The organism is Candidatus Planktophila lacus (assembly GCF_002287925.1).
Classification (GTDB): Bacteria; Actinomycetota; Actinomycetes; order Nanopelagicales; family Nanopelagicaceae; genus Planktophila; species Planktophila lacus.
In genome coordinates this window covers 561,810-572,741 of sequence record NZ_CP016769.1, presented here as the reverse complement: position 1 = coordinate 572,741, position 10,932 = coordinate 561,810, and the positions used below count along the sequence as shown (strand labels likewise).

14 protein-coding genes are annotated in these 10,932 nt (G+C 48.5%); 8 read left to right on the top strand and 6 right to left on the bottom strand.

The genetic code is table 11. The features are described from left to right. On the bottom strand, nt 1–282 hold the full coding sequence (locus tag A1s21148_RS02910; protein WP_095670979.1) for a DUF6504 family protein: 282 nt from the start codon (nt 280–282) through the stop codon (nt 1–3). A gap of 166 nt (nt 283–448) precedes the next feature. Between A1s21148_RS02910 and A1s21148_RS02905 the strand changes: the two genes are divergently transcribed. Beyond that, nucleotides 449–877 (top strand): DoxX family protein, encoded by a 429-nt coding sequence (locus tag A1s21148_RS02905; RefSeq protein WP_095670978.1) that lies wholly within the window; start codon nt 449–451, stop codon nt 875–877. 79 nt (nt 878–956) lie between these two features. Further along, nucleotides 957–1,694, top strand: a complete 738-nt coding sequence (locus tag A1s21148_RS02900; protein WP_095670977.1) for a sulfite exporter TauE/SafE family protein — start codon at nt 957–959, stop codon at nt 1,692–1,694. Here the strand turns inward: A1s21148_RS02900 and A1s21148_RS02895 are convergent. Then, on the bottom strand, nt 1,691–2,902 hold the full coding sequence (locus tag A1s21148_RS02895; RefSeq protein WP_190276912.1) for an MFS transporter: 1,212 nt from the start codon (nt 2,900–2,902) through the stop codon (nt 1,691–1,693). The two genes, A1s21148_RS02900 and A1s21148_RS02895, sit on opposite strands and share 4 nt — an antisense overlap. Nucleotides 2,903–2,924: 22 nt before the next feature. Between A1s21148_RS02895 and A1s21148_RS02890 the strand changes: the two genes are divergently transcribed. Continuing rightward, entirely contained in the window at nt 2,925–3,413 is a 489-nt protein-coding gene (locus A1s21148_RS02890) for a YbaK/EbsC family protein (RefSeq protein ID WP_095670975.1), read from the top strand. Here A1s21148_RS02890 and A1s21148_RS02885 read toward each other — a convergent pair. Together A1s21148_RS02885 and A1s21148_RS02880 are read right to left on the bottom strand one after the other, a co-directional pair. After that, complete coding sequence (locus A1s21148_RS02885; protein WP_095670974.1) at nt 3,410–3,808, bottom strand: arsenate reductase ArsC; 399 nt, start codon at nt 3,806–3,808, stop codon at nt 3,410–3,412. The genes A1s21148_RS02890 and A1s21148_RS02885 overlap by 4 nt on opposite strands. Then, complete coding sequence (locus A1s21148_RS02880; RefSeq protein WP_095670973.1) at nt 3,809–4,498, bottom strand: aquaporin; 690 nt, start codon at nt 4,496–4,498, stop codon at nt 3,809–3,811. A 60-nt stretch (nt 4,499–4,558) separates the two neighbouring features. Here A1s21148_RS02880 and A1s21148_RS02875 point away from each other — a divergent pair, with 60 nt between their 5' ends. From A1s21148_RS02875 to A1s21148_RS02855, 5 genes are read left to right on the top strand one after another with little or no spacing between them, the layout of a single operon-like run. Beyond that, on the top strand, nt 4,559–5,350 hold the full coding sequence (locus A1s21148_RS02875; protein WP_223299425.1) for an alpha/beta fold hydrolase: 792 nt from the start codon (nt 4,559–4,561) through the stop codon (nt 5,348–5,350). Then, nucleotides 5,347–6,024: a spheroidene monooxygenase gene (locus A1s21148_RS02870; protein WP_095670971.1), complete on the top strand. Its 678-nt coding sequence runs from the start codon at nt 5,347–5,349 to the stop codon at nt 6,022–6,024. Before A1s21148_RS02875 ends, A1s21148_RS02870 begins: the two co-directional genes overlap by 4 nt. Nucleotides 6,025–6,063: 39 nt before the next feature. After that, nucleotides 6,064–6,867, top strand: a complete 804-nt coding sequence (locus A1s21148_RS02865; RefSeq protein WP_095670970.1) for a carotenoid biosynthesis protein — start codon at nt 6,064–6,066, stop codon at nt 6,865–6,867. Nucleotides 6,868–6,892: 25 nt separating this feature from the next. Next, the gene (locus A1s21148_RS02860; protein WP_223299424.1) at nt 6,893–7,963 is read left to right on the top strand and encodes a glycosyltransferase family 2 protein; all 1,071 of its coding nucleotides are present in this window, start codon (nt 6,893–6,895) and stop codon (nt 7,961–7,963) included. Beyond that, nucleotides 7,960–9,477, top strand: coding sequence for a phytoene desaturase family protein (locus A1s21148_RS02855; RefSeq protein WP_223299423.1), 1,518 nt, complete (start codon nt 7,960–7,962; stop codon nt 9,475–9,477). The genes A1s21148_RS02860 and A1s21148_RS02855 overlap by 4 nt, the downstream gene beginning before the upstream one ends. On the opposite strand, the gene A1s21148_RS02850 is transcribed toward A1s21148_RS02855, so the two are convergent. Both A1s21148_RS02850 and metF read right to left on the bottom strand, forming a co-directional pair. Continuing rightward, a complete protein-coding gene (locus A1s21148_RS02850; protein ID WP_095670969.1) occupies nt 9,427–10,059 on the bottom strand; it encodes a CDP-alcohol phosphatidyltransferase family protein in 633 nt (210 codons plus the stop codon). The two genes, A1s21148_RS02855 and A1s21148_RS02850, sit on opposite strands and share 51 nt — an antisense overlap. Beyond that, nucleotides 10,056–10,931, bottom strand: a complete 876-nt coding sequence (gene metF / locus A1s21148_RS02845) for a methylenetetrahydrofolate reductase [NAD(P)H] (protein ID WP_223299439.1) — start codon at nt 10,929–10,931, stop codon at nt 10,056–10,058. Before metF ends, A1s21148_RS02850 begins: the two co-directional genes overlap by 4 nt. Nucleotide 10,932 lies beyond the last annotated feature (1 nt).

Below are 10,932 nucleotides of genomic sequence, written 5' to 3'. Positions count from 1 at the left end.
TCATACTTGTTTAACGATCCACGAACCTGTTATCTCGTCGCGTTCTAATTGAAAGGTGTTAAGTGCACCGATAGGAGCGGCTTCAACTGTCCATAAAGCGCGAGCGCCATCATCGGGGCGATAGATGCCATCGCTAACCCGGTTCCACCAACCACCTGCTTCACACCAACGCGATAGAACTGCATGGATGCGAAAACGTTTGCCGCGAAAGGTGAATTCGATGGGGGTAGCTGCTCCATCGGAAACTACTTCGTGGGCTGGTGATATCTCTGGGACTGACATTTTGGGACGCCTAAACCTCTCCTGTGGACAATTCGAACATGTGTTCGAAAACTAGCCCAAGGCCCTGACATTGGCAAGAAAGGTGTGTCGCCACGCTTAAAATAGTTGAAAGTTCAACTATCTCCCCTACAATTGCCGAGTCAGAACCGCTATTAAAAGGAGAACCATGGACGTAGTACTCGTAATTGGCCGAATTCTTTTCGCCTTCATCTTCATCACCTCAGGAATCGCTCACTTTGCCAAGCTTGAAATGATGACTGGCTATGCCAAGTACAAGAAGTTGCCTGCTGCAAAGCTCGGCGTAATCGCAAGTGGCCTTTTCTTCCTTCTCGGTGGAATCTACATCGCTCTCGGCTTCTGGGTAGACCTTGGCGCTCTAATGCTTGCAATCACTTTGGTGCTTGCCGCAGTCATCTTCCACAACTACTGGAAAGAGACTGATGCAACTACAAAGCAGAACGAAATGATCGCTTTCAATAAGGATCTCGCTCTTGCTGGCGCATCACTAATCATCTTCGCACTTATCTACAGCGGTGCAATTTCAGCAGATGCTTTCGGTCCACATGTCGGAAACATCTCTTTCTTCAACAAGTAAATTCAATAAGTTAAAAACGTTCACCGAAACGGCTCCCAGAGATGGGGGCCGTTTCGCTTTTCGGTGAGAGTATTAAGAAATGGATATCTTGCTGGCGCTAATTTCCGGTGGAGCTATAGGCGCAGTTTTAGGTGTTGTAGGCGCCGGTGGAGCAATGCTCTCGGTTCCGATACTTCTCTACATCTTTGACTTCACCGCTATTCCTGCAACCACAGGTGCGCTAGCGATAGTTCTAGCAGCTGCTGTAGCAGGTTCTATTCCAAAAATTCGCGCCAAGCAGATTCTCTACCGTGAAGCAGTAGTCATTTGGGCACTTGGGTTAGTTACCAACCTCGCGGCTTCGATCTTGGCTCACAAGTTAAGCGATCAAGTAATCACAACTGGATTTAGCATCACTTTGTTTATTGCAGCGCTTTCAATGCTGAAAAAATCTGAAGAACAAGAAGAGCGCAGGATGTCGATTGGCTTCCTGGTATTGCTCTCTTTGGGTATTGGCGCGATAACCGGACTCTTCGGAATCGGTGGTGGGTTCATAGTCATTCCCGTGTTGATGCATGCATTTGGAACGCCGGCGCGGGTTGCAACTGGAACTTCACTAGCTGTTATAGCTCTTAACTCGATAACCGCTTTCATTGGCCATCAATCACACTGGGATGAAGTCGATTGGAAAATTCCACTCGTGATGGCAGCTAGTGCGATGGTTATCGCCTTATGGTCTTCTCATCACCAAACTCATAGCAATGTATTAGCAAAGAAGTTCTTTGCCGGCGTACTCGTTGTATTGGCAATCTTTACTTTATTGCAAACTTGGATTTAAGCCTTACCTCTCTTAATCGACTTCGATAAGAAGCCCGCCAGAATCAACATCAAAACCGGATAAGCCATACCAATTGAAAGATTTGTATATTCGGCGATCAAACCTGTAACCGTTGGACCGAAGAAGAAGCCTGCGATACCAATTACACCAACGCGCGATATTGCAACAGCTGGCGCAATCCCTGGAGTCTTACTTGCCGCCAAGATAAATGCAGGAAACATTGGACCAATGCCAAGGCCTGCTGCGATGAAGCCGATATTCACAATTATCAGCGCAGGAATTGGATAAGAATCCGACATTGGAATCGCAATTAGCATCGCAATCCCCCAAATACTTCCGCCGAAATATCCACCAAGTTTTACTAAACGCGCTGGACCGAAATAATCGAGTGCGCGATCGCCTAAGAAGCGGCTGACAATCATGGCGAGAGCAAAGGATGCGAATGCTGATGCATAAACACCTTTGCCATAGCCCATTTCATCGCGCAATAAAATTGCGCCCCAGTCACTTGCCGCGCCTTCACCGACCAAGCTGGCGAGAAGTCCGACGCCCAAGAACCAGAGCGGCATAACAGATTTACCGAAAAGCGGAATCTTTGCTTGATGTTCTTCATCGCCCTTATGCCCATCAATCGATGAAGGAAGCAAATAGTAAGCAGCGATGAGATAGGCGATCAGAGAGACGATCGCAATGGCAACCAAATTTGTGCGCGGTGAAACATGGCGAGTAATTGCGCCACCAAGAACAGTTGTCACAAACGCGCCCATGCTCCACATTGCGTGAAATGAGGACATGTATCGTCGTTCCAAAATATTTTCAACAACTGTTGCCTGAAAGTTGTAACACATATCAATCAAGGCATACCCAAACCCCATGGTGTACAAACTTAAAAAAAGCGCCACTGCATTAGTTGCTAGGCCCATACCCGCTAACCCAGCAGGCATGATGAATACTCCAACGAAAATCACTTTCTGCGATCCGAAGGTATGCATCAACCTTCCGGCAAGCTGCGCACCAGTAATCGAACCAAAGGTGCTTCCCAAAAGAACAAAGCCAAAAGCTCCATTTGAAAGCCCGATTAGATCTTTAATCTCGGGAATGCGCGGAACCCAACCCATAGAAACTATTCCGAGCAAGAGGAAGCAGACCCGCAGAGAATTTCTCGCTAATTTCGCACGGTGGTTTTGATCAAGTGCTCCGATAGACATTTGCCAAGGGTATCCTGCAACTATGGAAGGCATCCTCGAAAAGGCAGCGGTAAAACGCTTTATTCAAGCAGCCACCGACCTTGGCGTTAAAGGACAAGTAACTGTTCTTGCTGAGACCGCCCGAACTGCAGTCGATGCCGCCAATGGTTTAGGAATTGAAGTTGGGCAAATCGCCTCTTCTCTTATCTTCAAACTTCCTTCAGGCAATCCCCTATTGATCATCACCAGTGGTCGCCACCGCGTTGATACTGATTTAGTTGCGAAGAATTTAGGTATCACCGAACTTGGCCGCGCCGATGCCAATTATGTAAAAGAAGTTTCTGGTTATTCAGTAGGTGGAGTTGCACCACTTGGTTGGATTAGCCAACCTGAGAAGATCCTGATTGATCAAGCGCTAAATGACTACGAGGTCGTTTGGGCAGCATCTGGACATCCGCATGCTGTCTACCCAACTAGTTATGCCGAGTTAATTACTTGCACAGGCGCCACCCCAATGATTGTTGGAGATTAGTTAAGTAACTCCGCAAGCAATTTTTCTACACGAACTTTGATCTCATCGCGAATCACGCGAACTGGCTCAATTCCCTGTCCCGCAGGATCTTCAAGTACCCAATCCTCATAGCGCTTTCCAGGATAGAACGGACATACATCGCCGCACCCCATGGTGATAACCGCATCTGATTCTTGTACAGCCTCTGGGGTTAAAACCTTTGGTGTGTTATTTGCGATATCAATTCCGACTTCGGCCATCGCTGCAACGGCAACTGGGTTAATCGAATCTTTAGGGGCAGAACCGGCAGAGAGCACTTCTACGCGTCCCTGCCCGAGTTCACGCATGAAGCCCGCAGCCATTTGTGATCTACCTGCGTTGTGTACGCATACGAATAAAACTGTTGGTTTGCTCATCTACTTCTCGTTTCCTGTTTTATTTGGGGAATTTATAAATGTACTGAGTACCAGACCAAGCGCAGCTCCGATAATTTGTGCGGCAATAAAAGGAAGTACAGATCCTGGGGCGATACCAGCGAAGGTATCTGACAGTGTTCTGGCTACCGTTACTGCAGGGTTTGCAAAACTAGTTGATGAAGTGAAGAAATAAGCTGCTGATATGTAAGCGCCTACAAGTACTGGAATCTTCGCTTCGCTCTTTTGCACGATCGCAGTAAAGATAATGAAGACTAGGCCAGCCGTTGCCAGAATCTCGCTCACGAAGAGTTCAGCGCCGGTTCGATCCTTCTGCGAAATTTCGATAATTGGTAAGTTGAAGATGAAGTTAGCAAGTGCAACGCCAATTACCGCACCGACCAACTGAGCCGCCAGGTAGGCGGTGGCAAGAGATGCCGTGATGTTCTTCTTGAACAACTGGATTGCAGTCACAACTGGGTTGAAATGGGCGCCACTAATTGGGCCAAGCAAGGTTATTAAGATGTAGAGAATCAATCCGGTTGCCGCTGAGTTAATTGTTAGCTGCACACCAACATCTTTTGAAAGATTGGTCGCCATTACGCCGGAGCCGATAACGACTAACAAAAGAGTCGCAGTACCAACTGCCTCGGCGATGGTTTTTCTCAAATTCACATGTCTATCATCGGCCATAGATGAACAGGTAATAACCAGCGCCACGGAGTAATATCTGAATTTAAGATGAACCTTTCTATGCAACTCCTCCCATCTGAGGCCGAATCAGCGCCTCATATTGTGCTTGTTCATGGGATGGGCTCGGCAGCAACAGCCTGGAAGCCTTTGATCCCATTGCTGCAACCTCGCTATAACGTGATCACCGTCGATCTTCCTGGTCACGGTAAGACGCCGATGGATAAAACTCTGTCCATGGATCCGCATGCATTGGCAAATTTAGTTGTCAAGGAAGTCGGGCGAGAATTTCAAGTTAACGAGTTTGATCTTGTTGGAAATTCTTGGGGTGGCTGGATTGCACTTGAAATGGCCGCCGCACATCCGCAAACGGTTAAGAGCGTTGTTGCCCTCGCCCCTGCTGGATTCTGGTTAGCAACATTTGTGCAGAGATATCCTGGCACTTCAACGCTTCGTTATTTGGCGAAGAATTCTGCGCCGCTTGCGCCAACATTTTTGAAGTACGAGTGGTCACGGAAATTAGGTTTTGAATCCGTTAGTCCGCGTTGGCGCGAATTTTCTACAGAGCTTTGTTTAGATGCGACTCTGGCGATGGCTAATTCCCCGGGTTATTTTCCGGCTTGGGATGGAATGCTAAACAAGCGTTTTGATTCGAAGGTAGATTCCTCGATTCCAGTGACGATTATCTTTGGAGATTCAGATAAAACTCTGCCGGCGACAACCTGCCAAGAACGATTGATGGCTCCAGCGCACGCGCAATGGAAAACATTTGCCGAATGTGGCCATGCTCCGATGTGGGACCACCCGCAGGAGGTTGCCGCAGAGATATTTGCTGTAGCAGGTATTAATAGATGAACAATGAACTTGTCACAGTTATTTACTTCTGGAAGGTAAAGCAGAGCAAATTAGGTTTCGCACTTCTGCGGATGGCGCTAGATCGTGGCGGCCTTCGCAGAATGAAGGGCGTGCGTTTTGCCAAGATGCTTGGTGCGGGAAAAGGTGAATCATTTACACCCCGCGATGCCGATATAACTCGCTGGGGCGCGCTAGTTGTTATTGAAGAATCTCAATTGGTGGCGCTAGATAATTCAAAGTTAGTCAAGCGCTGGCGCGCAAATAGCAGTGATGAGGTTCGATATCTCGTTGATCCAATTTCATCTCATGGTTTATGGGCCAAGGTAAATCCCTTTGACTACGTAAAGAGCGCTGGTGATGGTGAAGTTGTTGCGATTACACGCGCTCGAATCAAATGGGCCCAAAATGTGCGTTTCTGGAAAGCCGTTCCACCAGTAACTTCGAGTCTGCATTCATCTCCTGGTTTATTGCAGACCATCGGAATTGGTGAAGCTCCGATAGGTCTGCAAGGAACTTTTTCACATTGGCGCTCTGGCGCAGATTTAAGAAACTTTGCTTACAAGGGCGCCGCCCACCAAGAAGCGATTGCAGCCACTGAACGCCATGCTTGGTATGCCGAAGAACTCTTTGCACGCTTTTCTGTGCGCGATATCCGCGGTTCGCTTAATAAATAGAGGTATTTCTGGGAGCGATTACTAGGGCAGAATTAGCCCATGTCGATTCGTCATTACAACCCCCGCAGGCGCCACCGCCGCGGTATCTCGGATCGCTCCCGCCTCTTTCTCTATCTGGTGCTTGGCGTTGCTCTGCTCTTACAGGTTTCCTATCCACTTCTTGAAGGTGAAACGCTTCGCGTTGTAACAATTGCAACCGTTTATTGGGGTGCTGGTGCAATGGCGCTACATGCGCTGTTGTCATACGGTGCACGATATGTATTTACATATTTAGCTATCGCGCTAACTTTCGGTTTCTTTATTGAGTTGATTGGCGTCTCCACTGGATGGCCATTCGGCGTCTATTCATATGACCCATCACTTGGTCCGCAATTAATTAGCGTTCCACTTGTTGTTCCATTTGCATGGGCGATGATCGCGCATCCAGTCTTATGTGTTGCACGCCGAGTGACTAAGAACTGGGTATTTCTCTACGGTGGCTTTGGAATGATGGCCTATGACTTATTCCTTGATCCACAGATGGTTAGCGGTGGTCGTTGGACTTGGGAGGTAACTGGCTCACATGTTCCCTTCACCCCTGAAATTCCACTATCAAATGCATTTGGGTGGTTGTTATCTGGCATGGCTTTGATTGCAGTTCTGCATTTAGTTCTACCGCGCGATCGCCGCAAGCAGAGCGCGAGTTACACGGCAGTTGATTTCTTCTTAATCTGGACATGGTTTGGTGGAATCGTTTCAAATCTATTCTTCTTTGATCGCCCAGGTATCGCATTCTTATTCGGAACGATTTATGGCGCCTTCCTCGCGCCGTATCTCTTCTCACGCTGGCTCGGGCGCCCTTAACAATTTAACTTGTATCGAATAAATCGTGCTAACTAACTTAATTTTCTTTGCATCCGTTGCCCTGCTTTGGCTGGCCGTCGCAAACTTCTTTACGATCCGCCGTCCAGTTGCCGCCATAGAACGCAGCGAAACTGTAACTATCTTGATTCCGGTGCGGAATGAAGCGGAAAACATCGCAGATCTAGTACTTAGCCTGCAGGCACAACAGTTCTTGAATAAGTCAGAGATCATCTTCATCAACGACTCATCCACCGATGACACAGCAGACAAGTTGCAGGAAGCCAAAGATGGTGGAGCTCAAATTAAAGTTATCAACGCCCCTGAACTTCTAGATGGTTGGCTAGGTAAACCATGGGCGCTGCAGCAAGGATATTTGCAGGCAAAGGGTGAAATCGTTGTAACTCTTGATGCAGATGTTCGTTTAACGTCAACCGCTATTGCACAAGCCATTGCAATGCTGGGCGATCGCTCATTTATCTCACCATATCCACGTCAGATCGCCAAGACTTTTTCAGAACGATTGATTCAACCGCTGTTGCAATGGTCATGGATGAGCACAGTGCCTTTGCGCGTTGCCGAGAAATCTACACGCACTTCTTTAGCAGTTGCCAACGGTCAATTCTTTCTGGTGCGCAAAAACTCTTTGGACCAAATCGGCGGATTTACTGCGATCGCTGCAGAAGTTCTCGACGATATGGAACTTGCCCGCGCGCTGATTAAATCAGGCGCATTTGGTGGCGTGGCAGATGGTTCATCGCTGGCGCAGACCCGCATGTATAAGAACTTCTCTGAAATCAAAGCTGGGTATGGAAAATCTCTCTGGAAAGCATTCGGCAGTCAGAGCGGTAGCGCAGCTGCGATCGCATTTCTGTTTATCACTGGCATCGCTCCAGTAATTGCTTGGTTTGGTGGCCATCCCCTGGGCTTCTTCGCCTATCAATTTGTAGTTATAACTCGCGCTCTTAGCGCAGCGCGTTCGCGCGGGCGAATCCTGGATTCAATTCTGCATCCGATCTCTTCTGCGATCTTGATCTATTTGATTATCTACAGTTGGCGCGCCCGTGGCGCAGTAACGTGGAAAGGTCGCACCCTGTGAGCAAAGGTAATTCCAATAAACCTGCCGTTGCTGTAATCGGTGCCGGCATGGGCGGAATGACAACTGCAGCGCGTTTAGCAAAGGCTGGCCACCAAGTAACTGTCTATGAAGCATCCGATCGTCATGGCGGTAAGTGCCGCACTGAATGGATCGGCAATTACGCATTCGATACCGGCCCATCACTTTTAACTCTTCCTGCGGTCTATCGCGATTTCTTTCAGCGCACCGGTGAAGTCATGGGTCGAGTTCTAGAGCTTGTTCCCGTTAATCCATCATTTGATTATCGTTTTGCCGATGGCAAGTCAGTTAAGTTTGCCAACTTATCTCGGAAAGAGACTCTGGCGGCAATCACTGAATCGCTCGGCGCAGAAGCAGGGCAAGAGTGGGATCGCGTAATGCGCACCGCTGAGGCGATGTGGGATGTCTCGCGTGAACCGTTTATCGAATCTGAACTGCGTTCTATCGCTTCATTACTGAAGCGTCCAACTCTGCTGCGCGACATCCGAATCATTGCTCCCTGGAAAACTCTGCGCGGGCTAAAGATTAAAGATATCCATCTACGAAACATCTTGGATCGCTATGCAACATATAGCGGATCTGATCCACGCGTTGCACCTGCGGTGCTGGCATCTATCGCCTTCGTCGAAGAAGCATTCGGGGCTTGGCATATTAAAGGCGGGGTTGGAAAGCTAGCCGATGCCGTTTATCAACGTTGTCTTGATCGCGGAGTTAAATTTGAATTCAACTCTCCCATTACTGCTATTAACCACAATGGTAAATCTATAACTGGCGTCTCTCGTGGTGATGGGCGATTAATTGAATATGAAGTGGTCATAGCTAACGCTGATGCTTCACTGGTCTATAACAGTTTAATTTCGGGCAAAGTAGGAAAGTTAAAGCGCACCCGTAAGAACTTGGCCAAAGCTGAACCGTCGCTTGCTGGATTCTCACTTCTACTTGGGCTTCGCCCCACCGATCAGCCAACAGGTTTATCGCATCACAATGTCTTGTTTCCCAAAGATTACGATGAAGAGTTTGAAGATATCTTCAGCCGTAAGGTGCCAGTTGAAGATCCAACAATTTATATCTGCGCGCCAAATGACGATGCGATGGTTAAACACCCCGGGCACGAAGCTTGGTTTGTGCTGGTTAATGCACCGCGCCATGGCGATAGCGATGGCTTTAACTGGAACGATAAAGATGCCAACCACCGCTATGCGATGAAGATTATTGATGCCATTGAAGCGCGCGGAATATCAGTTAGAGACCGCTTAGAAGTTTTGGAAATTCGCACACCTGCAGATCTCGAGCGCACAGTGATGGCGCCAGGTGGATCGATCTATGGCACTTCCAGCAACGGAGCGCGTTCGGCATTTTTGCGCGCCAAGAATCGTTCTCCACTAAAGGGTTTGTACTGCGTTGGTGGATCGGCTCATCCAGGTGGAGGCTTACCGTTAGTTGGGCTAAGCGCTGAAATTGTTGCGCAAGCAGTTGTGGGCCCAACGACCCACTAAGTAAAAGCTAAATAGTTGAAGTGCGGCGAGAACTGCCATCACTGGAGTTACTAAGTTAAAGCCGATTGCGTAGGCAACCAGGGCGATAAAGATAAAACTAGCGCGCACAGGTCGTTCTGCTGGCGTAACAACTCCAACTTCGCTGATACCTAAACCACCTAAACGGGCACGCGCATATTCTTGCGTTGATGCAGTTACATAAGTTAGAAGAACAATCCATGCTGGAGCGCCGATGCGGTAAGCGACGTAGAACCAGAGCGCTTCGCTGATGCGATCGGCAACTGAATCCAGAACCGCACCGAATCGGCTCTCGCGATTTTGGTAGATAGCAACGCTGCCATCGATTCCATCGGCATAGAGTGAGAGAACCAGAAGCGGAATCGCCCAGAGCGATAGTGGATTAACCGCCATCGCAATAGCAAAAACAATTCCTAGCAGCGTGAGTAAGTTCGGAGTTAAGCGCAGTGCTGAAACGAATTTAGCCGATGCGAATGAGATCTTGAGCCAAGCCTTAACAATTCCCTTTATCTCAGCGTTACCGTGGAGCTCCCTCCACTTGGCGAAAAAATCGGTCTGGTTCATCCGCGTTTCTTATCTTTGATCTGCTCAAATATTTCGCGCGTTGCTGATGAGGTATTCATTGTGTAGAAGTGAAGACCCGGAACTCCTGCATCTAATAAATCTTCACAGAGACCGGTAGCAATTTCTACACCTAACTTACGGACATCATCTGGTGAATCTTTCAGCGCTTCAAAACGCGCAGCGATAGCCGGTGGAATCGGTGTGCCGCTTAACTCGGCCATACGATTTAACTGAGCAACATTTGTGACCGGCAATATGCCTGCGATGATCGGCAGTTTTGAGCCGCGTGCCGATAAGCGATCGACGAGCGCTTTCCATTTATCAACTTCAAAGAAGAACTGTGTCGTTGCAAATGATGCACCGGCTTTTTCTTTACGGAGCAGAACTTCAATATCTTCATGGAAATTTAACCCTGATGCGGGATGTCCGTCGGGAAATGCGGCGACGCCAATTGTGAATCCACCAACTTCAGCAGCGAGCGTTACTAATTCGTCGGCGTGATTTAAACCGCCAGGTGTTGGTGTCCAAGGCGCACGCGGTCCCCCAGTTGGATCTCCACGCAGCGCCAAAATATTGTGGATGCCGGCTTGCTTGTAGCGCGCCAAAATTTCGATTAACTCGTCTCGCGTTGAACCAACGCAAGTTAAGTGCGCAACCGTTGGAATATGAGTGCGCTGCGTTATCTCGGAAGTTATCCGAATTGTGCGATCGCGGGTTGTGCCGCCTGCACCATAAGTAACTGAGATGAAATCTGGGGCGATCAGTTCGAGCGCGCCCATAGCGCTCCAAAGGCGTTCTTCACCTTCTGGGTCTTTCGGAGGAAAGAACTCGAAGGAGTAAGTAACGCCTTCGCCGATCTCCTTCATGCGCATC